The organism is Vibrio sp. Isolate30 (assembly GCF_022397975.1).
In the GTDB taxonomy this organism is placed as follows: Bacteria; Pseudomonadota; Gammaproteobacteria; order Enterobacterales; family Vibrionaceae; genus Vibrio; species Vibrio fortis.
On the sequence record NZ_JAKEUS010000006.1, the window covers coordinates 48373 to 71302 of the forward strand.

The following is a 22930-nucleotide window of genomic DNA, read 5'->3' on the forward strand; positions in this document are numbered from 1 at the left end:
ATTGAGACTCTAACTACTACGTCGGAACTTTACTCCTGGCTCATACTTCAAACACTTATTTTCGTTTACACCAGTCACCAGAAAGAATCTCTCGTTGCTCAGATAAATCAAACTGATACAAATAAACCCACGCTAATCCAAATATAGTCTCAATTTGTTCACGACGGTACTCAATAGGTACATCTTCGAGCCGATCGAGCGAAGCCAAAACATCGTCGTTGACTATATAGACCTCCCCAACTACTTTTTTCTTTCCGAAAATCATGCCTGGATAGCGGCCTAAATCGTACAGTGCAAATTGAGCTGGGGTTACCCAATCGCCCAACTTCTTGCTCTGCTTTAGAAAGTGATGGTTATGCTGCCCTTTTCTAAGCGTCCCATAGACAAATACAAGGTGCGACATCATCTAGCCCAACTCATTTATCGATTACTCAAACTCGAACTGATAGAGCAGGTCTACCGCACTATCTACGCCAGACACCGCTTCTACATATAGGTCTTGCATCAAACGGTAACGCACAGTGAACTCGCCCAAAGAGTCGAAGATACCAACACCGTATTTCACTTGTAAGCCAGGTAAGATATAACCACTCACTGTCACTTGTGAGTCTTCACCAGAACCCGCGGTATCAAGCTGAAGATCTTGGACACCGAAGGCCTCACCAATCTCTCCCACCACCTTACCGCTCTTAGCTAAGCTTAAGCCAATCAAGGTTGTTGTCATCGAGCCACTACCCGCTTCACCATCGATATCTTGTCCACGAAGTAGGTACGAAAGCGCATTAGCTTGTGGCATCGAAGGTTCCGAGTAGATATCAATCGTTGGTTCCGTCGCTGGTCCTGTCACCCTAACACCCGCGGTCACATCATCTTGGGTATTGTCAGGGTTTCGAATTGCGTTGATTGCGACATAAGGCTGATCAGGTGGACCATTCATCAAGATCTTACCTTCTTCAATGATCAAATCCTGCCCAAAGGATTGGTACGTACCATCAACGATATTAACCTCACCCGTAATGAATGGACCTTGATCTTTTTGAGCCACATTCAACTTACCGACTAGGTCACCTTCAAGACCGAACGCCGACAGTTTAAAGTCATCACCAATCGAAATATTGATATTCGTTTCGACATTAAATGGGACTTTAGTTTCGCCCTCTGGCTGCAAGTCTTTATTGAGAATCACTTGATCCGAAGATATGCCAACAGCACTTGGTGGCAGCTCTTCAACCACTATCCGTCCCCAAGGCAGCGCAATATCACCCGTGATACGAGCAAGCTTTGGAGAGACGTCAATCGTCATATCAGGTACAACTTTCACTTTGACCATTGGCGGGACATCGACCATCAAGTCATCTGCAAACACTCGCACCTGAGTACTCCACGCCTCAAGATCTTGCCATTGCCCGGTACCTTCAACGTCTAGTTGCCCATCAGGGGTAACGATGTCAGCATCCAGTTTTGCACTATAGCCATCAAAATCGAGCCCTATACGCCCATCTTTAATATCAACAGGCGTAATGTCGCCCTTCATTTGCATATCATCTACCGCAAATGAGCCAAAGACTTGAGGGTGCATCAGTGAACCTTGTACCTTAAGGTCACTCGACAAATTTGCTTGTAATAAGCTGTATTCACCTAATAGCGGTGCAAGGAAATCAAGATGGAAAGTGCTGAGCTTGAGCGCGGCTTCTACTTGCTTATCTTCAACCACAACATCAGGCAATACCAGTGAGCCGGTTAGGTCTCCATTATCGGTCACATCAAATAGCCAATCTGCCTCAAGTCGATTGTCCTTCAACTCGGCATTAACGGTTATGCTCTCCCAGCCTAATGTAATGGACTCTCCTGCATCTTGAATCACTTGACCTTTCGGCAGCTCTACTTGAGCGTTCACTTGAGGTGCGAGTTTCTCGTCCCACTTCGCTTCAGCTTGAACATTGATGGAACCTGTTAGTTGAGTGGCCTTAGGGATGAACTGTTTTACCTGCTCAAAGTCGAAATCAGTGATCGCAAGTTTAGCCGCACCAGATTTACCCGCTCTAATATCTTCCGTTAGACAGACACTTGAACCGGCCTGTAGCCAACAGTGCGCGGCAACATCGGCAAACTGCTTATCAATATCCGCTGTGATAGCAACTGGCTTCTCAAGTCGCCATGGCCCCTGCTCTGTTGTGATCGTCACGCGTTCAAGTGCACCTTTCCAGATCATTGATGGCTTCTGAACCAATTCACCAGAGATAGCCAGACTGGTTGAGACAATATCGGACACCACATCGAGAGTGAGCTTATGGTTCTTCTCACCGCCATCAACTCTGAGCTCAACACTCTCTACTTTCTGTTCTTGATAGCTGATGCCATTAGCATTGAGCACAATGTCAGCTTGAGGAGCCGGTAATGGTGTCACAGAGCCGTTTAAAGCTAAGCTGTCGAGTGTTGCCTCATCTTTCCATTTAACGCTATTGATGTTCAGACCCAAATCGACATTTGGCTCTTTCATTGGACCCGATAGAACGATATCGCCAATCAAGGTACCTCTTAAATCAGGGACACTTTTCACCAACTCAGGGAAATCAATGGATACATTCATATCCCATTGCTTATCAAGCTTACCCACTACGTTGATAGCATTGATACCATGCGATAAACGTAATCCAGATGTCTGAACGCTTGGTTCTCCAGAGGCTGTTTTATCAGATGCGGAAAGCTGACCTTGAATATTGAGGGGGTACTCTCTCAAGATGCCATCGATATCTAAAGTTGGAAGCTCCACCTGCCAGCCACCTGCCTCAGTTAGACTGCCTGATGTTTTTAGGTTACCACTGATGTCCCCTTCGGCTTCTGGCCATTGCAACCCAGGCTGAATATGTTGTAAGCCAATGTCCGCTTGCCAGTTCACAAGGTCTTTCCAATTGGCTTTCACAGCACCAGTGACATGCCCGCCCAATGTTGCGATATCAAGGCTCTGCAAGTCAATGTGCTCTGTGCTACCCGCACCTTCAACATTAAGACCAATGTCCGGGATATCCTTACCCTTAGCGTCCGCATCCAGATTTAATTGGAAATCTTCCAAAGAGCCATTGGCTTTTAGTTGTTTGATAGCAACCTGATAATCGCTACTCCCTTTCAAAGGCCATTGCGCTTGCCCATCCGTCAGTTTAAGGTCAAACGGCAAGGTAGGCTCTAGAGGTTTAAGTTCGCCAGAGAGCTTTGCTTCAATCAAATCCGATAAGGTAGCATCCAGCGTTAACTCTTCCACGCTGCCTTTTGCTGATAGTTGTAGCTTTTGCCCTGCAACATCGGTCTCTTTAACCAATGCACTGAGGTCAAGTTCAAGAGGATAGCCGCCCTTTAGAGCCACTTGTGCTGCTAGGTTTGCTGTGGCTTGTGGCATGTCCAGCTCAAGTGTTTGCACATCCACATTGTGTCCACCGACTTTCGCTTCTAGCCCTAGGTGATGAACGACAATGGGTGTCTCTTGCTCAAGCGTAAAGCGATTCAAATCAAAGCGTTCTAAAGCGACGGTCAATGGAATCCAAACTTCTGGTAAAACTATTGCTTCGGCTTCTGTAGTTGCTTCAGGTTTTGCATCCTCTTCAACGGAAGGCTCAGCTTCCGCAAGCTTAACCGTTATATCATCGAACAAGGTCGGAGAGATGGTTAACACGTCCCCCTTCATATTCATCGCCGTAGAAAAACGTTTCCAATCGACCTTATTTCCCAAGATATCGAGGGAGATATCCTCAAAATTGATTCGATTCAATGTAATAGGTAACGGCGTCGAGATAGAAGTCAGTGGTGCTGTTGGCTCTGGCTCTTCTTCTGCTGGTGGTGGCAGTTCAGTAAAGGCGAAATCGAGCCCTTTTAGCGTCAGTTCATCCACGCATACCTGAGGGTCTAGTAGACATCTTGGATTGATCGCCAGCTCAACCTTTTCGAGCTGAGTATTGATATGTAGGCTGTCATCGACAAATTGGACATTATGAAGGCTAAAACGAGGGAAAAGCGCCCCTTTGGTGCTCTCAACCTTTAATTGTGGTAACGCTTTTTCGGCTCCCCAAAGCACAGCATTTAAACCTGGATTGGTAAACAGAGCGAGGCCAACTAAGGTCAAGACAAGAAGCAAAATAGAGACGATAGAGATCGAAGTCCATTTGAAAATTTTGCCGATCACTTTAATCATAACTCAGGTCCTAAAGTGAAGTGGATTTGGAATTCATCACCAGGGTCTGCATCTAGACCCCATGCGAAGTCTAGGCTAACCGGCCCCACTGGAGATGCCCAACGAATACCGACACCAGTACCTGCTTTTAAATCAGGTGTATCGTTGAAGGCATCACCAACATCATAGAACATAGCCCCCCACCAGTTGCCATAGAGACGATACTGATACTCAAAGCTTGCCGTGGTCATAAACTTTGCACCCGTTAGTGCATTACTCTCATCTCGAGGAGAGATAGACTCATACCCATAACCACGAATACTATTGTCACCACCCACGAAGAATCGCAGGGATGGCGATAGCTTTTCAAATTCATCCGCAAAGTTAGCGCCATACTCCAAGCGCGTCAGGCCGCGATGATTCTCACCAAGGCTACGAATCCAAGCTGTACTACCCTGAAAACGAATCACCTTAGTCTCAGACAACAGTGAATCATCACCGGCTTCCAACATAATAGTTTGCTTGTCACCCCACATCGGCATCGCCCCACCACGAGTTCGTGTGCGAGAGAAAGAGACACCCGGCAAAACAAACTGAGCGACATCATCTTGAAGACCCTGCTCATAGTTCTCTAATAGGTAACGAACAAACACCGTGCGCTGCCAACCATTATCTAAACGCCAATAGCGCTCAAGTTTCAGGTTTGACTCCAAGCTCTTAGTATCTCGGTTATCGACATTTTTCATACCGTAAGTGACTTGGTAGTAGTCGTTAAGCACATCATCAAGCGGTATTTTATAACTCGCCGTAATGGTCTGTTCTGGTTTTGAGATTGAGAGACTGCTATTGAAGCTGTGGCCGCTGCTATTTACCCACGGTTTTTTCCACTTCAGGCTACCTTTAACCCCTAAATCAGTAGAAACACCAATACCCGTTTCAATCTGATTTCGAGCTTGAGGCGCTAAACTCACCTTCATTGGAATCTCGCGGCCGCTGCCTAATTGACCAAGGTCGGGTTCAACGAACACTGAAGAGAACCAATCGGTATTAGAGAGGTTTTGATTATATTCCCCTACTTTAGCGATTTCGTAGGGCTGACCTTGCTCAAAAGGCTTCAATGACTGCACTTTATCGTCTTCAATCTGGCTGCCTGTCACGGTCGTTTCACCAAAGTGATAGCGAATCCCACTGTCGTAATGCAACCGAACATAAGCGCGATTCAATTCGGGAGCGACCTCTAAACGACTCAATTCGTAATTGCCATCAAAGTAGCCTTTGGCTAAACCCAGATTACGCATTGAAGACTTTAACGAGTCGTAATGGCTGTGGTTAAGAACTTTTCCCTTCTCTAGGTTGCTCTTTTCTACTAACGCTAAGAAGTCAGGATCGTTTTCCGCTTCTCCAGAGATAACAATATCAGAGGTGTAGATGACAACTGGCTCACCTGGCTTAACGTTGACCAAGAGTTCAGTGTTGTCTTCAGAGGGCGTGAAGGTAATCTTAGGGTGGTAATAGCCGAGCGCGTTAACCGCTTCTTTGATCATCGATTCTAGACGGGATTGAAAACGTAAAGATACAGAATACTCCTCTTCTGGAATGGCGCTTAGGTAAGCATCTACATTATCTTCAAGCGCACCATCTAGCCCCTCAATCTCAAGAGAGACATCGGCAAAGGCAAGGCTTGATGACAGCAAAGTGCCAATCAGAACTGGTAAAGTTTTTCTTATCATGTTTAATTGGTGAAAGTTATCAATACGTTAAGAATCAAAGGGAAATCATACCGCTAATTCAATGTCGCGTCTGTAATAATTCAAGCAATAAAACGGTCTAATTTAAAGAGTTAGTCGTATATTTAAAGACGTTTAAAGCGTAATGATACCTCTAAAAGGAACACAGACATGCTTAACAAACAACAAATGGTTTCTGAAGCAACGGCTTTGCCAGGGAACCTTCACCCCATCACAGTATCTGAACCACATTTCGTCAACCAAAGTGATCTGTCTGCTCCACCAGCCGCTGGACAACAAGAAATATTACTTGGCCTTGGGTGTTTTTGGGGGGCTGAGCGCTTGTTCTGGCAGCTTGAGGGGGTCGTTTCAACCTCTGTCGGTTATGCTGGTGGCTTCACTAAAAACCCGACATACCAACAGGTTTGTACTGGTGAAACCGGTCATACAGAAGTAGTACGCGTGATATTCGACCCGAGTATCTTACCCCTTGAAACACTGCTCAAAACGTTTTGGGAACGTCATGACCCAACTCAAGGTATGCGCCAAGGGAATGATTTAGGCACACAATATCGCTCTGCAATCTACACCTTTAGTGAGCAACAACAATCAATTGCTGAATCCTCGAAACAGAGTTACCAAAAAGCAATGCAAGCTGCGCGAGGATCAGAGATCACCACTGAGATACAACCAGCCGGTGAGTACTTTTATGCAGAAGATTATCATCAACAATATTTAGCTAAGAACCCAAACGGCTATTGTGGACTAGGCGGAACAGGAGTTTGTTTCCCACCTCAGTAACACGAGTCACTCATCGACAGAAACAAAAAAGGGCTTTGATATCTCAAGCCCTTTCATTCCAGCTATATCAGTCAAGCAATTACATCGACATACAAGCGATGGTGCCATTCACTTCTTTAAATACATCTAGCTTTTTTTGATCCGTTACTTCAGGAAGAAGAACTTTACCTTGGTCGAATCTAAATTCACCGATACCTTCGATGCTGAATTGACCTTTGAATAGGACTTTAACGAAACGCGCCACTTGACGAGGGCGGTAAGTAGAAAATTCACGTAGCATAAACAACCTCAATTCCTTTTGAGTACAACAGTTTGTGATCAGCTCTTCACTTTTGAGCAAAGCACAAATAACAGCCATATCCGTTGGCTGATAGCAAGAAAACCTGCCGATTCCCCTGATATAGTTGCATTATACCCTTTAGTAACAACTCCGCAACACCTTTCGACAACGTACGATAAAAAAGTAAGCAAGGCATTTTGTTTATTTCATATTATACTTCGAGGGCAAACCAACAAGCGGAACAAAAATATAATGAAAAACAAAACTCTACTGGCTTTATTAGCCACAGCCTCTCCACTCTTCGCCAATGCTCACAACCTAACGGTCGGCGAAACTCTACCACCTGTCAGCGTCACTGCTCATGGTGAAATCACCTTAAATGACGGTTCGACAGGCTATCAAGCTTGGGCAACCACAGACATGCTAGGTAAGGTACGCGTTGTTCAAGCGATTGCTGGACGCAGCAGCTCGAAAGAGCTCAATGCTCCTCTAATGGCAGCGATTACCGCTTCTAAATTTCCAGAAGATGCTTACCAAACCACAACCATCATTAACCAAGATGATGCCATCTGGGGTACCGGTTCTTTTGTGAAGTCATCGGCAGAAAGCAGCAAGGAAGAGTTTCCTTGGTCTTCAATGGTACTGGATGAAGAAGGTACCGCAGCATCTGCTTGGGCTCTACAAGAAGAGAGCTCTGCGATTATCGTTCAAGACAAACAAGGTAAAGTCCTATTTGTAAAAGAAGGGGCGTTAAACGAATCCGAAGTCTCTGAAGTCATTCAACTTATTAAAGCAAATCTTTAATAATAATTACTCTCTTTTACGAGATTTCTTGAAAGGACATTGTTATATTATAACAACGTCCTTTTTCTTTTTTGGTTCAACTCATCATGATCTGGCGAGCCCACTCACTCACATCTAGACGTTCTGTCCTGTGCATGCTCGGGTTAATGATCATGTTGTCGTGGTCTGTGGCCCACCACATCGTTGATGCCGATATTGAACACCACACACACCATCAATGTGAACTTTTTTCAGCCAGTCAGTTTGGTTTTGCTCACGATTTACCACAACTACCTGAATTAAGTATCGATTTCATTGTCCTAACCAGTGAACCAGCTCGTAAGCTACAAAGACTATACTTTGCTTATCTCGCGCGTTCACCACCTGTGAAGATGACTTAATCAATTAACTTGCTTTTAATTCATCTTTTTTATTTAGGAATACCCAATGAAACCTTCTATTTTAGCCGTTGTTATCGGCATGACTGTATCTGCTACCGCTATCGCTGATGATCACTTCCGTTCTCATGATGCTCACATTCACGGAGCGGTTGAAGTCAATATCGCTCAAGACGGCAACGAGCTTTTGGTTGAAGTAACCGCTCCAGGTGCTGATGTTGTTGGTTTTGAGCACGCACCTCAGACACCAGAGCAAGTCGCAGCACTAGAAAAAGCAACTGCGCTACTGAATCAACCAAGTAAGCTATTCATGTTCGAAGGTGCGGATTGTACGCTAGAGTACAAATCTGTAACTCATACCTTGGGTGAAGACGAGCATGAAGGCCATGATCACGACGACCACGCAGGTCATGACCATGACAAGCATGAGCATGATGACCACGAAGGCCACGACCATGACAAACATGATCATGATGACCACGAAGGGCACGACCATGACAAACATGATCACCATGACCACGAAGGTCACGACCATGACAAGCATGAGCACCATGGCCACGAAGGTCACGACCATGACAAGCATGAGTACCATGACCACGAAGGCCATGACCATGCTGCAGGTGGTCACGGTGAGTTCACTATTGAATACCATTACCAATGTTCAAACGTGGCTAAATTAGACACAGTTGAGACACAGTGGTTTTCTAACTTTGCCAATACAGAATCAATCACAGTTAATCTATTAACAGATCGTGTACAGACTCAACAGAAGCTAGCACCAAACAACACTAGCTTCCGTTTCTAACACTGTATTGATACAGAAGCACAACGTACAGCAGCCAAGTGAGCACTCACTTGGCTGCCTTGCTCTCAAACCAGTAGAGTTGCCCCAATGGTGATTCCTTGAGCAACTATTAAGAATATCGATTTAAGCAAAACCGCTTAGCGAGCAGGAGCTTATATGTCCTTTGACCAATCATCGCTTGTCGTTAAATTGGAAAATGTCAGTTTCCGATGGAAGCCAGACCTACCACCAACGCTCGAAATACCCTCTCTTCATATCCATGCCAAAGAGCACCTTTTTATTAAAGGGCCAAGTGGCTGTGGAAAATCAACATTACTAGGGTTATTGACGGGAATAAACCAAGCACAGCAAGGTGAGGTTTCTATCTTAGGTCAAGACCTAAACCAACTATCGCCGCGTCAACGCGACAAGTTTAGAGCCGACCACATAGGCTATATTTTCCAGCAATTTAATCTGTTGCCCTATCTATCTGTAACGGACAACGTGACACTACCTTGCCAGTTTTCCAACATCAGAAAGCAAAATGTCATTCAGGGAAATAGTGGATTAAAGGCAACCGCAGAAACCCTTCTTCAAAGGCTTAAATTGCCGGAAGCATTGATGGATAAGCCGGTAACCGAGCTCAGCATTGGCCAACAACAACGTGTTGCAGCCGCAAGAGCGTTAATGGGGCAGCCACAAATCATTATTGCCGATGAACCAACATCTGCACTAGACCATGACAACAGAGAAGCCTTCATTGAACTGCTGCTCGAGCAAGCGGACCAAGCTAACTCTACGCTTATCTTTGTGAGTCACGATCCCACACTGGAAAAGCTGTTCACACGCAGCATCGACCTTACGACCGTAAACCAAGCGAAGGCTATCGTATGAAAGTAATTACTCACTTAGCACTCAAAAGTGTGCTAAATCGTAAGGCCACCGCCATTCTTACGATTCTTACCGTAGCCGTTTCTGTCATTCTTTTGCTTGGCGTAGAGCGTGTACGTACAGAAGCCAAAAGCAGTTTCGCCAACACCATTTCAGGAACCGACCTTATTGTTGGCGGCCGTTCTGGACAGGTTAACTTGCTGCTCTATTCAGTATTTAGAATCGGCAACGCAACGAATAACATCGACTGGAAAAGCTACCAAGAGTTCAGCCAGCACAAAGCGGTAAAATGGGCGATCCCAATCTCACTCGGTGATTCGCACAAAGGTTTCCGCGTCATGGGTACTAACCACAGCTATTTTGAACACTATCGCTACGGCAGTAAGCAACTACTTACTATCGAACAAGGACGTGAGTTTAATGAGCTATTTGATGTGGTTATCGGTGCTGATGTCGCGAAAAAGCTCAACTATAAGATTGGCGATAAAATCATCTTAGCGCACGGTATTAGTGATGTGGCATTCAGTCGTCACGACAACCTGCCATTTACTGTCGTCGGTATCATTGCGCCAACAGGAACACCAGTAGACAAAACGGTACACGTCTCACTGGAAGCTATTGAAGCTATTCACGTTGGCTGGGAATCTGGGGCTAACCTTGGCCATACACCAGATGCCGAGACACTTAAAACCTACGACTTTCAACCAAAACAGATCACGGCAATGATGCTTGGCTTAAACTCCAAGATTCAGACATTCGCACTGCAACGTGAAATCAACACCTACCGTCAAGAACCATTGAGCGCAATCATGCCTGGTATTGCTTTGCATGAGTTATGGGGCATGATGGCAGTTGCGGAGCAGGCACTACTCGTTGTATCTGGTTTTGTCGTTGTGGCGGGACTACTCGGCATGCTCAGCAGTCTACTGACTAGCTTGCAAGAGCGTCGCAGAGAGATGGCTATCTTACGAGCGATGGGCGCAAGACCAAGGCATGTATTCGGTCTGCTGATCAGTGAAGCAAGTGCGCTTACTTTCCTTGGTATTACGTTAGGCGTCGGATTACTCTTTGGTTTAATTGCAGTAGTTGCTCCTATCGTGCAACAAAGTTATGGTATCAACATATCGATATCCGCAATCACCCCACATGAGTGGAAACTCATTATGATGGTTCAAGTTGCTGGAATTATCATTGGCTTTATTCCCGCATTCCGAGCGTATCGTCAATCTCTTGCTGATGGCATGACCATTCGAATCTAATATAGGAACACATTATGCAGCACAAACTCTTGCTGATCCTTGGGTTGCTTCTTTTTCCGTTTGCGACAACCGCATACGCAGAAGCACCATCAACAGAAGAATCCGTCCTTACTTTGGAATGGATTGACCTAATTCCAGAATCGGAACGTGCCCAGCTCGACCCTTTTGGCATGCCAACCGTCGATCACAGCCAGGAAAGCCCTCAACAATCTAAACTAGGTGCTGTTCGTCCAGAACTGAATGGCAGCAAAGTAAAAATTCCAGGTTTTGTTATTCCGCTGGAAGGGGATGAGAATATGATCACCGAGTTTCTACTGGTGCCATATTTCGGAGCATGTATTCACGTTCCGCCACCGCCACCAAACCAGATCATCTATGTGAAGTTTCCAAAAGGCGCACCGATTCAACAATTGTGGGATGTTATCTATTTAGTGGGAACACTGAAAACAGAAACCATTACGCACGATTTGGCGCAGACTGGCTATCTAATTGAAGGGGTAGCAATCGAAGAATACGACGATATGTAGGGATATCGACTTATCGATTATGAAAATGGTAGCTCAACTGGGCTGCCATTTTTTATAGGCAACGTTTATAAGCAACTAGTGTTATAACAATTTTCTAACGATGAAGTATCGCTAGGTTAAGCAATATATTTAGACAGATACGCTAGGATAGCGACATAACTAACGAGTAATAGTCCGATTGCCAGCTGTTTCTTCAGCTTATTATCATTCACCTGATTCATAACTCCTCCTTGGATTACACAACAAATTTAACATTTTATTATCATCAGAAAAAGTAAATTTTGTTTAATCCTTCAACTTTACTCGTAATATCTAGTCACAAGTTCAATAAAGAGTTACATTTTAACCAGTTAGATTTCTGTCTTAAGGTTTGTAGGTATCGTTATGTCTGACTCTCAACAACCCGTGGTCATTGAACACGTGAATGACACCGCTCCCAAGCAAGAAAAAAAGCCCCATATTGCTGACAGCGCCAGTCGCATGCTCAATATCGCCCAGAACTTCGGTTTAGATGCTCTGCTTAGCCCAGGAAGTAAATCGTCAGATAAAGGTGAGAAATCGCTAATAGAGCGAGCACTGCTGCGAGAAAAGAAGCGTAAAGAGCTACGTCAAAAGAACCTTGAACAGATCCTAAAATTAGCGCACATGTCTTGCAAAGATGAAGCAGCTGGCGACCCAGACCAAGACTGGCTGTATCGATTTTTCGACATGGCTCAAGAGATCCATAATAGCTCGATGCAAAGATTGTGGGCTCAAGTGCTAAAGAGAGAAGTGACCAATCCAGGCTCGACCTCAATGAAGGCACTGAAGATCCTGCAAGATATGACACCTAAAGAGGCACTAACTCTACAACGTGCAGCTTCATTAGCGTGTAGCTTTGGTAGTGACCATAGCCGCAAGCTATTGCTCGGTTTCAAAACGCAGGCGGGCTTATTCAGTTTTGGTAAAAGAACTGGCGCTAGCACGATCAATTTGGGCAGCCATAACCTGCCCTATTCAAGCTTATTGCATCTCATTGAGCTCGGTATTCTGCATGGAACAGAATTAGAATCCGGTGAGATTGATTTTGACCCAGCACTCAACCTAACCTATCAAGGCAAACAGATGGCCGTTACGCCGCTCTCAAAAGGGGTGAAACTTGTCTATTATCGCTTCAGCCCAACCGGTAATGAACTGTGTGTGCTGCTCGGAAACAAGCCTAATAGTGTCTATTATGACCAGCTTATTGCGCTGTTAAGTCAGAAGTTTACGGTACAGACCGAAGCGAAACCTGGCAGCGTAAACCACACCGTATAAAACAAAATAGCCTTGGTATTGAACCAAGGCTACATAGAGTTATGTTGACGATAACTTAGTGTTAGTTAGCAATAATCTGGCGAGCTTCTAACGCTTCAATACACTGCTCCACCAGCTCATCTAATGTCTTATCACCAGCAGGAAGATCGATCTCTGGCGTTTCAGGAGCCTCATAAACGGAGCTGATGCCTGTGAAATTCGGGATCTCACCTGCTCTTGCTTTCTTATAAAGTCCTTTAGGGTCACGCTGCTCACAGACCTCGATTGGCGTGTTCACATAAACCTCTAAAAACTCACCATCGGGTAATAGATTTCGTACTAACTCACGCTCAGCTTTATGAGGAGAGATAAAGGCAGAAAGTACGATGAGACCGGCATCGGCCATCAGCTTGGCGAGCTCACCAATACGACGAATGTTCTCTCGGCGATCTTGCTCTGAAAAGCCCAGATCACTACACAATCCATGTCGAACATTATCGCCATCGAGAAGATAAGTATGGTAACCCAGCTGTGCTAAGCGAGTTTCTAACGCACCAGCCACCGTCGATTTACCTGAACCCGATAACCCTGTAAACCACAATACCGCTGGTTTTTGTGACTTGAGTTGAGAGCGAAAGGCTTTATCAACAGAGTGCTCGTGCCACACGATATTCTCGTCTTTCGGTTTCACTGCAGTGGTCATAATTAGTCCTTTAAATAAACAGCATTAAAATGGGAAAAAATAAGGGATTAGCGTGAGTACTAGCCCAGAGTAAACAATAGAGATCGGGATACCGATACGCAGATAATCTGTCAGGTGGTAGTTGCCCACGCTATACACTAATAAATTGGTTTGATAGCCATAGGGGGAGATGAAACTCGCACTGGCTCCAAACAGAACCGCCATAATAAACGGCATAGGATCAACACCATAACCAACCGCCATGCTGTAGCCGATAGGAAAAGAGAGTGCTGCTGCGGCGTTGTTGGTCACCAGTTCAGTTAACACTAAGGTCATCAGATAGGTCGCCACCAGCGCACCAAATACGCCCCAGCCATTAAACGCTTCAATAAACATCTGCCCCATCTGTTCAGATAAACCAGATGAAATCATCAATTGTGCAATCGACAGCGCAGAGCCAACGATCACCACAATATCAACCGGGAAGCGACGTCTTAGCTCACTCAGCTGTACCACTCCAAACGCAACCAGCAATAACAGAAAACCAGCTAACCCTTTGATAATCGGTAGCATGTTAGTAAGCGCTAGGCCTATCACAGCCGCAAACCCCAATAAAACCAAGGCAGACTTATCCGCGTCCAATTTGGCACTTGAATCCAAATCATTCATCAACACAAACTCTTTGCTGTGTTGCTGGCGTTGCTCTTCAAAACGTTTACCCGGTACCAACACCAGGGTATCACCCGCCGTTAATGTGATGTTTCCCAGCCCACCCTCAAGGCGTTCATGGCCACGACGAATCGCCACGACTACCGCGTCAAAGCGGTCTCTAAACTGACTGGTTTTCAATGTTTTATTACAGAAGCTTGCCGATGAGCTCACAACCACTTCAACAAAGCTCTGGCCATTGAGATGATGCTGACCAAACAGAGTTAGTCCTTGGATTTCTTGCAGCGTCGCGACACTCTCGACATCGCCACAAAACAACAATCGGTCGCGTGCTTGCAACACGAAATCAGGGTCAATTGATGCCGTTGTCTTGCCATCACGAATGACTTCCGCAAGAAACAGTTTACGCAGTGCTCTGAGGTTATTTTCGCTTACGCTACGCCCTACCAGAGGAGAGCCAGGTTCAACACGAGCTTCCAAGAAATAAGGTAACTCATCTTGCGAGCCGTCATCGTAGCTTGGTAGAAAATAACTCAGCGGAATCAAGATCAGCACACCACCGACTAGTACCGCCAAGCCGATCAACGTCGGTGTGAAGAAGTTCAAACTCGGTAAGCCCGCATCTTCCACAAAGCTATTAATGATCAAATTGGTTGAGGTGCCGATCAAGGTTAAGGTACCGCCCAAAATCGCAGCGTACGAAAGTGGGATCAGTAGCTTAGAAGGTGCATGTTGTTGATTGCGTTTGATCGCACCGATCAACGACACCACAACCGCAGTATTATTAGTAAAAGAAGAAAGTAACGCTGTGGAAACACCCAACTTTGCCACAACTGTACCAAGCCGACCTTCTGAAATGTTCCGGCTTACCCAGCTGATTAAGCGAGTTTTCTCCAACGCACTTGAAGCGAGAATTAGCAGCACTAAGGTGAGTAGTGATGAGTTTGTGAAATTGCCAGCCAGACTGGATACATCGATCATTCCAGCCATAAACGCAATGAAAGCCGCACCTGCAAAAATAAAGCTCGGCTTAATACGCGTCGTTAGAAGGCAAGTTACGATGCCAAGCAATAGCGCTAATACAAATCCTTGTTGCCACATATACCTGTCCTTGTATGGCGAGAGCCTAAGCTCTCGCCGATTGCTTTACATCGAAACTTGATACCAATCGTAGTAAATAACTGCTCGCCCTAGCTTGTTAAAATGCTCGATAACTGCGTTAGAATTTTTGATTGTAGAATAACTACTTATCGAAAATTCCGCCTTGTTCTCAAGCCTTTTTTCTGCGCTATTTCTGATCATTTACTTACTGTGATTGGTATGATTACTTAAGTAATTGACTGATATCTTTGGCATCCCAGTGTGGGAAATGCTTACGAACCAGAGCATTAAATTCGATCTCAAACGCTGAGAAGTCACCGACTTTTTGCTCAACAGAATCTAAGCGTTCACGGATTAAACCAGCACCAACCGTTACATTGGTTAGACGGTCAATCACGATGAAACCACCGGTATCTGCACTATCGCGATATTTATCCAGCGCAACGGTTTCATTCAATGACCACTCACACAGACCAATACCATTAAGCGGCAGCTCAGACGCATCATGTGTTGCAAGGTTATTGATGTCGTATTGATGACGAACAGCTGTCACCTGACCTACCGTCTTCTTGCCCGCAATTTTGATGTCGTACTCACGACCCGGTTGCAAAGCCTGCTCCGTCATCCAAACCACGTCAGCCAGGATGTGATTGGTTGATTGCACTTCCGCATTCTCAAGCACAATCAAATCACCACGACTGATATCGATCTCATCTTCCAACGTCAACGTCACAGCAAGGCCAGCCTGCGCCGATTCTAGATCACCATCAAAGGTAACAATGCGTGCTACTTTCGAGGTTTTACCTGATGGAAGCGCCTTGATTTCGTCACCCACCTTGACACTGCCAGAAGCGATCGTGCCGGCAAAACCACGAAAATCTAGGTTTGGACGGTTCACATACTGAACAGGGAAGCGGAACTCACCTGCCGAGCGTTTCTGGTCGATATCAACGCTCTCAAGTACTTCAAGTAGCGATGGACCTTCAAACCAAGCCAGCTCTTTACTCGCCGCAGCAACGTTTGCACCCTCTAGCGCTGAAACCGGTAGGATTTGAATATTCGTCTCGCCCTCTAGGTTTTCTGCAAACTCTAGGTATTCGTCACGAATCTCTTCAAAGCGACCTTGTGAGTAATCGACGAGATCCATCTTGTTAACCGCAACCACGAAATGTTTCAAACCTAGTAGGTTAGAGATGAACGAGTGACGACGAGTTTGATCCAGTACGCCCTTACGTGCATCAATCAAGATCACCGCCAGATCACAAGTCGATGCACCGGTTGCCATGTTACGTGTGTACTGCTCATGCCCTGGAGTATCAGCAATAATAAATTTACGTTTTTGAGTCGAGAAATAACGGTATGCCACATCAATGGTAATGCCTTGCTCACGCTCCGCTTGCAAACCATCAACAAGTAGCGCTAGGTCAGGTTTCTCACCCGTAGTACCTACGCGTTGGCTATCGTTATGAACCGCTGCCAGTTGATCTTCATAGATCTGTTGGGTGTCATGGAGTAAGCGACCGATCAAAGTACTCTTACCATCATCGACCGAACCACATGTTAGGAATCTAAGCATGGATTTATGTTGGTGCTGACTTAGGTAACCTTCGATCCCAAGTTCAGCCAATTCAGCTTCTACTGCACTATTCATTTTTCTTTCCTTAGATCCTTAGAAATAACCTTGACGCTTTTTCAGCTCCATGGAGCCCGATTGATCGTGGTCGATCGCTCGTCCTTGACGCTCACTGGATGTCGCCACCAGCATCTCTTCAATGATGCCTGTTAATGTATTGGCTTCAGATTCAATTGCCCCTGTCAGTGGGTAGCAACCAAGCGTACGGAAACGAACACTCTTCTCTTCAATCACCTCGCCTTCTTGCAGCTCCATACGATCGTCATCAACCATAATCAGCATGCCATCACGCTCAACAACGGGACGCTTCTCTGAAAGGTAAAGCGGTACAATCTCGATGTTTTCTAGGTAGATGTATTGCCAAATATCCAGCTCAGTCCAGTTTGAAAGCGGGAATACACGAATGCTCTCGCCTTTGTTTACCTGACCGTTGTAGGTTTTCCATAGCTCTGGACGTTGGTTTTTCGGGTCCCATGTGTGGTTCTTGTCACGGAAAGAGTAAACACGCTCTTTCGCACGCGACTTCTCTTCATCACGACGAGCACCACCAAAGGCTGCATCAAAACCGTACTTGTTTAACGCCTGCTTCAAGCCCTGAGTCTTCATGATATCGGTGTGCTTTGATGAGCCGTGGACAAACGGGCTACAACCCATTGCTAAACCTTCTGGATTCTTATGAACCAAAAGATCGAAGCCGTACTTCTCAGCAGTGCGATCACGAAACTCAATCATTTCACGGAATTTCCAGTCGGTATCCACGTGTAGAAGAGGGAAAGGGATTTTGCCCGGATAAAACGCTTTGCGAGCTAGGTGAAGCATCACAGAAGAGTCTTTACCGATGGAGTACATCATCACTGGGTTATCAAACTCAGCCGCTACTTCACGGATGATATGTATACTCTCCGCTTCAAGCTGTTTTAGGTGGGTTAAACGTTCTTGGTCCATTTCAGTGCTTCCTTTAAGGCTCGTATCACGAGCGATGCAATACTTGGTTCAACCAAGCATGGGAGTTAACTCATTCACCGTGATGTGAATTGGCGTATTCGGTAGCAACAAAAAGTCTTTGCTATGCATTCAAGCCCAATACGCCCTCAATGAAAGCATTATGACGAGCCTCTCATATTACTGGAAATTCTAAAATTTCATTTTTTATTCGAAAAGCTGATAAGGAATGGTTGTAACATTTATTCCTTATAGAAATGAATGGGCTACCTTTAATAAACGCTTGTTGCGTATGGATTGAGCGGTTTGGGATAAGGGTGGCAGAACAGCATAAAGTAATAAGATCCATGTCACGAATTAGCACATGACGTACTCATTGTTTCATTCCACTTTGTTACATTACGCAACAAATTCTTCCCCATCCAATCTTGGAGCTCCATAATGAAAGTTGCAATGAAACCTTTATCGCTAGCGGTACTGGCTGGACTAGGTTTGACTCTAGCTGGCTGTACAACCACCCCAGACACAGATGAAGTAATCAAACTGCGCGTCGTAGAAACGACTGACATTCATACTAACCTAATGGATTACGACTACTACAAAGACAAGCCATCACAAAAGATCGGTTTAGCGCGTACTGCAACTCTTGTAAAAGAAGCTCAAAGTGAAGTAACGAACAGCATTCTTGTTGATAACGGTGACTTGCTGCAAGGTAGCCCTATGGGTGACTACATGGCAGACAAAGGTATTGTTGCTGGTGAAGTTCACCCAGCATACAAAGCGATGAATCAACTAGATTACGATGCAGCAAACATCGGTAACCACGAGTTCAACTACGGTCTTGAGTTCCTAGAAGAATCTATTAACGATGCTGATTTCCCATACATCAGTGCTAACGTTTACGATGCAGAAACTAAAGAACACTACTTCACGCCTTACATCATTAAGACTCATACCTTTGCAGATACTGCAGGTGTAGAACATGAAGTAAAAGTGGGTTACATCGGTTTTGTTCCACCACAAATCATGACTTGGGATAAGAAGAACCTTGAAGGTAAAGTTATCGCTCGCGACATCCTAGAGACTGCGAATGAACTGGTTCCTCAAATGAAAGCTGAAGGCGCTGAGGTTATCGTTGCGATTCCTCACTCTGGCGTTTCTCAAGACCCATACAAAGCGGGCGAAGAAAACTCAACACTTTACCTATCTGAAGTAGAAGGCATCGATGCGATTGCATTTGGTCACTCTCACGCGGTATTCCCGGGCAAAGGCTTTGACAACATCCAAGGTGTTGACAACCAAGCGGGCACAATGAACGGCGTTGCAGCGGTTATGCCAGGTCGTTGGGGTAGCCACGTAGGTATTATGGACCTAACGCTGGTACAGAAAGACGGCAAATGGGAAGTAGTAAAAGGTCAATCTGAAGCTCGTCCTATCTACGACAAAGTAGAGAAGAAATCACTGGCTGCGGCAGACGAAGGCATTGTGACGGCACTGGAGAAAGATCACGCCGGTACTCGTGACTTTGTAAACCAACCAATCGGCCAAGCTGATGACGTAATGTACAGCTTCCTATCTCTTGTACAAGATGACCCTACGGTTCAAATCGTTAACCTTGCACAGAAAGACTACGTTGAGCGCTTTATTCAAGGCGACCCAGACCTGGACGGTACACCAGTACTTTCTGCAGCCGCTCCGTTTAAAGCAGGTGGCCGTAAGAATGACCCAGCAAACTTCACTGAAGTAGAGTCTGGTCAACTGACTTTCCGTAACGCTGCCGATCTATACCTATACCCGAACACGCTTGTTGCAATGAAGGTAAAAGGTAAAGAAGTTAAAGAGTGGCTAGAGTGCTCAGCAGGTCAATTCAACCAAATCGACGCTAACTCTACAGCTCCACAATCACTGATTGAGTGGGATAACTTCCGTACTTACAACTTCGATGTTATTGATGGTGTGAACTACCAAATCGACGTTACACAGCCAGCAAAATACGACGCGAACTGTAAAGTGGTTAACCCTGAGTCAGAGCGTATCATTGGCCTAACCTACCAAGGTAAGCCAATCGACATGAACCAAGACTTCTTGATTGCGACCAACAACTACCGTGCTTACAGTGCGAAGTTCCCAGGTACAGGTGTTGAGTACATCGCTTTTGATGCACCGGACGAGAACCGTACTGTTCTTGCAAACTACATCTCTCGCGTAAGCAAAGAGCAAGGTAAAGTAAGCCCAACAGCAGATAACAACTGGTCTTTTGCACCAATCGAGACAAGCAAAAAGCTAGACATCCGTTTTGAAACATCACCAAGCGAGAAAGCGGCACAGTTCATCAAAGAGAAGGGTCAGTACCCGATGAAACGTGTTGCGACTGACGATGTTGGCTTTGGCGTTTACCAAATCGACCTAACTAAATAAGATTTTTCAATCATCTTTAGTTAATGTTTCAAAAGGCTGAATTTAACGATTCAGCCTTTTTTCATATAGGTAAGTCACCTCTGTAAAAATCTTTATTTTTCTGGATGTTAATCGTCAAAAGCGTTTAATTTTAAGCAAGTCCCTTATCCCATAAATTCACAATTCCCTCCCCCATTTCTGCTCCTAAGAGTGCACTGTAAGCACAAAAATTCTACAACTCACTGCAAGTTTTTATCCACTGCCCGTGTCTATTTCATTTACTACACTCAATGAGTGGTCAGTAAGGCATTCATTTATACGATAGATAGGGACATTTGATGGGCACCATCGAAAGCATTCAAGCGTGGTTACATTCAGGGGAAGAGTCTCTGCTCTGGCTGATGCTCGGTATCATTGCGCTCTCTTATCTACTTGAAGACTTAGCCATTGTGTCTGCGGCAGGACTGGCGACTCAAGGCCTCTTGCCAGCACAGTATGCACTGTTGGCTATTTTCATCGGTATCGCGACCGGTGACTTGGGGCTCTATTACCTTGGTAAATCAGGGCGATATTTTAGAGGTGTCCGTTATAAAGCTCTGACTAACCGTTACTTTCGCACGCTTCGAACCAAGCTTCGTCACAACTCATTCAGTAGCCTTTTTATCATTCGCTTTATTCCAGGGCTGCGCACTGTTGGTTTTACCTTAAGTGGCTTTTTCGTCATCCCTCTTCCGATTTTCTTATTGGCCGTTATCAGTGCGACCGCGCTCTGGACTGGTGTGGTCTTCTCTACCATCTACTATTTAGGGACATCAGCGTGGCTGCAAGCCTCTGAATATCAATGGGTCGTTATCCCGTGTGCTATTGCATTGCTGTTTATCAGTAATCGATTAATGAATAAAACCTACTCTAGAGGACTGTCATGAGTTCATCGCAAGATATTCACATCATTCCAGCACATCAAATCAATGCCGGGATGCCCATACTCGAAAAAGATACCGTGCGTAGCGTTTCTCCCTATGAGTTTCTTCCTGCTTGGTTTTTCTACACGCCAGTGGTGGCTCAGAGTTTGATTCAAGGGTTACGGCATTTTGACTGGGCACTGCCTTTAGTTGCCAACCCAAGCATCAAACTCAGTGGCATGGTTGGAGAGTCAAAGCACGATATCTTGAGTCTTGCTGGATCGTATAGTCAGCGCTGGATCTCTCCCTTTATTACGTTAACCAAAACTGATCTCAACAGTGAAAAACAGGCAGAGGATGCACACCGAGCCTTGATCCAATCGAATCTTGATTTCCCCGTCGTCGCTAAGCCGGATCTTGGCTGTCGCGGTGCGGGCGTTAAATTGATCAATACTCAAAACCAGCTAGAGCAATATGTTGAGTCCTTCCCTCAGGGCGCTCGTTTTTTGCTACAAGAAAAAGCGCCTTACCAAGCGGAAGCGGGACTGTTTTACGTTCGTTATCCCAATCGTCGCCAAGGAGAGATCATTTCGATCACACTCAAATACGCGCCAATGGTGACAGGCGATGGCACATCTACAATCAAGCAGCTAATTGAAAGCAGCCCACGCGCGGGACAGCTCAGCCACCTTTACCTGCCAAGACATCAAGATAAGTTGGATCATGTGCTTGCTGATGGCAAAGAGTTTCAACTCGCTTTTGCTGGTAGCCATAGCCGCGGCTCTATTTTTAGAGATGGTAATCAGTACATCACCACAGCGCTAACCGATCGCCTAGATAAGATATTTAACGATTTTGATGGATTCCACTATGGAAGATTAGACGTCAAGTTCAAAGACATTCATAGCCTAATGAGGGGCGAAGAATTTACGATTCTTGAGGTCAACGGGGCGAGCAGTGAGGCGGCACACATCTGGGATCGAAACACCCCACTACGAGAAATATTTTCTACGCTGCTTCAGCAATATCGCATTCTTTTTGATATTGGCGCGCAACAGAAACAGCGAGGCCATCAGCCACCTTCTTTTAAAAGTCTGTTTGCTGCGTGGCAAAAAGAGCGACGCCTTGTTCAACAATACCCGACCACTGACTAACCTTATACGAGGATCATGAATGAACCCGATAGCCCAACCAAGCGCCTTCACTTCTTTCTCTCCTAGTATCCAAGGAGCCGTTGAAATATTGAATCAAGGCCAAGAGTTCTTGTTAGCCATCTCTGACAGTGACTACCTGACACGTGCTAAGCCACACGTCTCAAGCTCCATTGGTGAGCATACTCGCCACACGCTTGATCTGTTTCATGCTCTGATTTTAAAAGAGAACGCGACCATTGATTACAACACTCGTCGCCGCGGTCATCCAGTCGAGTTCGACCGCTCGATTGCCTTAAAAGAGATCCAATATGTCATCAACTGGCTTGAGCGATTAGATCATGATGATCTCAAAGCTCCTATAACGGTCCAAACCGAGGTTTCAATGGATACTCAGGTGCTTGCAAATTTGCCTTCAACGCTCGAAAGAGAGATCACTTTTGCTGCCCTACATGCGAATCATCACTACGCAATGATCAAGGTGATCACCACCTTCCTTGACGTAGAAACCTGCAACACCTTTGGCTATGCCCCAACCACCAATAGCTACCTGAGGGAGCAGTAAT

Annotated in this window: 20 protein-coding genes; 12 read left to right on the forward strand and 8 right to left on the reverse strand. The window is 45.5% G+C overall.

The window, feature by feature from the left end:
• Positions 1–55 precede the first annotated feature (55 nt).
• Genes L1D60_RS15010 through L1D60_RS15020 form a run of 3 tightly spaced genes read right to left on the reverse strand, consistent with a single transcriptional unit; the run spans position 56 to position 5892 of the window.
• A complete protein-coding gene (locus L1D60_RS15010) occupies positions 56–403 on the reverse strand; it encodes a gamma-glutamylcyclotransferase family protein (protein WP_239841984.1) in 348 nt (115 codons plus the stop codon).
• A gap of 24 nt (positions 404–427) precedes the next feature.
• A complete protein-coding gene (locus tag L1D60_RS15015; RefSeq protein ID WP_239841858.1) occupies positions 428–4183 on the reverse strand; it encodes a translocation/assembly module TamB domain-containing protein in 3756 nt (1251 codons plus the stop codon).
• A complete protein-coding gene (locus L1D60_RS15020) occupies positions 4180–5892 on the reverse strand; it encodes an autotransporter assembly complex family protein (RefSeq protein WP_239841859.1) in 1713 nt (570 codons plus the stop codon). The genes L1D60_RS15015 and L1D60_RS15020 overlap by 4 nt, the downstream gene beginning before the upstream one ends.
• A 168-nt stretch (positions 5893–6060) precedes the next feature.
• Here L1D60_RS15020 and msrA point away from each other — a divergent pair, with 168 nt between their 5' ends.
• Positions 6061–6690: a peptide-methionine (S)-S-oxide reductase MsrA gene (msrA, locus tag L1D60_RS15025; protein WP_239841860.1), complete on the forward strand. Its 630-nt coding sequence runs from the start codon at positions 6061–6063 to the stop codon at positions 6688–6690.
• Between the two features lie 79 nt (positions 6691–6769).
• Here msrA and L1D60_RS15030 read toward each other — a convergent pair whose 3' ends face one another.
• Positions 6770–6970, reverse strand: a complete 201-nt coding sequence (locus L1D60_RS15030; protein WP_239841861.1) for a DUF1107 family protein — start codon at positions 6968–6970, stop codon at positions 6770–6772.
• Positions 6971–7222: 252 nt separating this feature from the next.
• On the opposite strand from L1D60_RS15030, the gene L1D60_RS15035 reads away from it, so the two are divergent.
• The 7 genes from L1D60_RS15035 to L1D60_RS15065 all read left to right on the forward strand — a co-directional run bounded on the left by L1D60_RS15035 (position 7223) and on the right by L1D60_RS15065 (position 12908).
• Entirely contained in the window at positions 7223–7774 is a 552-nt protein-coding gene (locus L1D60_RS15035; protein WP_239841862.1) for a YtfJ family protein, read from the forward strand.
• Between the two features lie 152 nt (positions 7775–7926).
• The gene (locus tag L1D60_RS15040; protein ID WP_239841863.1) at positions 7927–8154 is read left to right on the forward strand and encodes a DUF2607 family protein; all 228 of its coding nucleotides are present in this window, start codon (positions 7927–7929) and stop codon (positions 8152–8154) included.
• Positions 8155–8200: 46 nt separating this feature from the next.
• The gene (locus tag L1D60_RS15045) at positions 8201–8956 is read left to right on the forward strand and encodes a DUF2796 domain-containing protein (protein ID WP_239841864.1); all 756 of its coding nucleotides are present in this window, start codon (positions 8201–8203) and stop codon (positions 8954–8956) included.
• A 156-nt stretch (positions 8957–9112) separates the two neighbouring features.
• Positions 9113–9829, forward strand: a complete 717-nt coding sequence (locus L1D60_RS15050) for an ABC transporter ATP-binding protein (RefSeq protein WP_239841865.1) — start codon at positions 9113–9115, stop codon at positions 9827–9829.
• Entirely contained in the window at positions 9826–11085 is a 1260-nt protein-coding gene (locus L1D60_RS15055; protein ID WP_239841866.1) for an ABC transporter permease, read from the forward strand. The genes L1D60_RS15050 and L1D60_RS15055 overlap by 4 nt, the downstream gene beginning before the upstream one ends.
• Positions 11086–11099: 14 nt before the next feature.
• Positions 11100–11612 (forward strand): DUF3299 domain-containing protein, encoded by a 513-nt coding sequence (locus L1D60_RS15060; protein WP_239841867.1) that lies wholly within the window; start codon positions 11100–11102, stop codon positions 11610–11612.
• A 384-nt stretch (positions 11613–11996) separates the two neighbouring features.
• Complete coding sequence (locus tag L1D60_RS15065) at positions 11997–12908, forward strand: TIGR03899 family protein (RefSeq protein ID WP_239841868.1); 912 nt, start codon at positions 11997–11999, stop codon at positions 12906–12908.
• Positions 12909–12969: 61 nt separating this feature from the next.
• Here L1D60_RS15065 and cysC read toward each other — a convergent pair whose 3' ends face one another.
• From cysC to cysD, 4 genes are all read right to left on the reverse strand, one after another.
• Positions 12970–13590, reverse strand: coding sequence for an adenylyl-sulfate kinase (gene cysC, locus L1D60_RS15070; RefSeq protein WP_239841869.1), 621 nt, complete (start codon positions 13588–13590; stop codon positions 12970–12972).
• Between the two features lie 24 nt (positions 13591–13614).
• Positions 13615–15339, reverse strand: coding sequence for an SLC13 family permease (locus L1D60_RS15075; RefSeq protein ID WP_239841870.1), 1725 nt, complete (start codon positions 15337–15339; stop codon positions 13615–13617).
• 223 nt (positions 15340–15562) lie between these two features.
• On the reverse strand, positions 15563–16990 hold the full coding sequence (gene cysN, locus L1D60_RS15080) for a sulfate adenylyltransferase subunit CysN (protein WP_239841871.1): 1428 nt from the start codon (positions 16988–16990) through the stop codon (positions 15563–15565).
• Between the two features lie 18 nt (positions 16991–17008).
• Positions 17009–17953 carry a sulfate adenylyltransferase subunit CysD gene (gene cysD / locus L1D60_RS15085; RefSeq protein WP_225310897.1) on the reverse strand — a complete coding sequence of 315 codons (945 nt, stop codon included), beginning with the start codon at positions 17951–17953 and terminating at the stop codon, positions 17009–17011.
• Between the two features lie 402 nt (positions 17954–18355).
• Between cysD and L1D60_RS15090 the strand changes: the two genes are divergently transcribed.
• From L1D60_RS15090 to L1D60_RS15105, 4 genes are all read left to right on the forward strand, one after another.
• On the forward strand, positions 18356–20332 hold the full coding sequence (locus L1D60_RS15090; RefSeq protein WP_239841872.1) for a bifunctional 2',3'-cyclic-nucleotide 2'-phosphodiesterase/3'-nucleotidase: 1977 nt from the start codon (positions 18356–18358) through the stop codon (positions 20330–20332).
• A gap of 317 nt (positions 20333–20649) precedes the next feature.
• Positions 20650–21237, forward strand: coding sequence for a VTT domain-containing protein (locus L1D60_RS15095; RefSeq protein WP_239841873.1), 588 nt, complete (start codon positions 20650–20652; stop codon positions 21235–21237).
• Positions 21234–22367, forward strand: coding sequence for an ATP-grasp domain-containing protein (locus tag L1D60_RS15100; protein ID WP_239841874.1), 1134 nt, complete (start codon positions 21234–21236; stop codon positions 22365–22367). Before L1D60_RS15095 ends, L1D60_RS15100 begins: the two co-directional genes overlap by 4 nt.
• A 19-nt stretch (positions 22368–22386) precedes the next feature.
• Positions 22387–22929 carry a DinB family protein gene (locus L1D60_RS15105; RefSeq protein ID WP_239841875.1) on the forward strand — a complete coding sequence of 181 codons (543 nt, stop codon included), beginning with the start codon at positions 22387–22389 and terminating at the stop codon, positions 22927–22929.
• The last annotated feature ends 1 nt before the right edge of the window (position 22930 follow it).

What these genes read in the sequence shown, in the direction of transcription:
- L1D60_RS15010 (WP_239841984.1), bottom strand. Translation starts at nt 403, where the DNA reads ATGTCGCACCTTGTATTTGTCTATGGGACGCTTAGAAAAGGGCAGCAT.
- L1D60_RS15015 (WP_239841858.1), bottom strand. Translation starts at nt 4,183, where the DNA reads ATGATTAAAGTGATCGGCAAAATTTTCAAATGGACTTCGATCTCTATC.
- L1D60_RS15020 (WP_239841859.1), bottom strand. Translation starts at nt 5,892, where the DNA reads ATGATAAGAAAAACTTTACCAGTTCTGATTGGCACTTTGCTGTCATCA.
- msrA (WP_239841860.1), top strand. Translation starts at nt 6,061, where the DNA reads ATGCTTAACAAACAACAAATGGTTTCTGAAGCAACGGCTTTGCCAGGG.
- L1D60_RS15030 (WP_239841861.1), bottom strand. Translation starts at nt 6,970, where the DNA reads ATGCTACGTGAATTTTCTACTTACCGCCCTCGTCAAGTGGCGCGTTTC.
- L1D60_RS15035 (WP_239841862.1), top strand. Translation starts at nt 7,223, where the DNA reads ATGAAAAACAAAACTCTACTGGCTTTATTAGCCACAGCCTCTCCACTC.
- L1D60_RS15040 (WP_239841863.1), top strand. Translation starts at nt 7,927, where the DNA reads ATGTTGTCGTGGTCTGTGGCCCACCACATCGTTGATGCCGATATTGAA.
- L1D60_RS15045 (WP_239841864.1), top strand. Translation starts at nt 8,201, where the DNA reads ATGAAACCTTCTATTTTAGCCGTTGTTATCGGCATGACTGTATCTGCT.
- L1D60_RS15050 (WP_239841865.1), top strand. Translation starts at nt 9,113, where the DNA reads ATGTCCTTTGACCAATCATCGCTTGTCGTTAAATTGGAAAATGTCAGT.
- L1D60_RS15055 (WP_239841866.1), top strand. Translation starts at nt 9,826, where the DNA reads ATGAAAGTAATTACTCACTTAGCACTCAAAAGTGTGCTAAATCGTAAG.
- L1D60_RS15060 (WP_239841867.1), top strand. Translation starts at nt 11,100, where the DNA reads ATGCAGCACAAACTCTTGCTGATCCTTGGGTTGCTTCTTTTTCCGTTT.
- L1D60_RS15065 (WP_239841868.1), top strand. Translation starts at nt 11,997, where the DNA reads ATGTCTGACTCTCAACAACCCGTGGTCATTGAACACGTGAATGACACC.
- cysC (WP_239841869.1), bottom strand. Translation starts at nt 13,590, where the DNA reads ATGACCACTGCAGTGAAACCGAAAGACGAGAATATCGTGTGGCACGAG.
- L1D60_RS15075 (WP_239841870.1), bottom strand. Translation starts at nt 15,339, where the DNA reads ATGTGGCAACAAGGATTTGTATTAGCGCTATTGCTTGGCATCGTAACT.
- cysN (WP_239841871.1), bottom strand. Translation starts at nt 16,990, where the DNA reads ATGAATAGTGCAGTAGAAGCTGAATTGGCTGAACTTGGGATCGAAGGT.
- L1D60_RS15090 (WP_239841872.1), top strand. Translation starts at nt 18,356, where the DNA reads ATGAAAGTTGCAATGAAACCTTTATCGCTAGCGGTACTGGCTGGACTA.
- L1D60_RS15095 (WP_239841873.1), top strand. Translation starts at nt 20,650, where the DNA reads ATGGGCACCATCGAAAGCATTCAAGCGTGGTTACATTCAGGGGAAGAG.
- L1D60_RS15100 (WP_239841874.1), top strand. Translation starts at nt 21,234, where the DNA reads ATGAGTTCATCGCAAGATATTCACATCATTCCAGCACATCAAATCAAT.
- L1D60_RS15105 (WP_239841875.1), top strand. Translation starts at nt 22,387, where the DNA reads ATGAACCCGATAGCCCAACCAAGCGCCTTCACTTCTTTCTCTCCTAGT.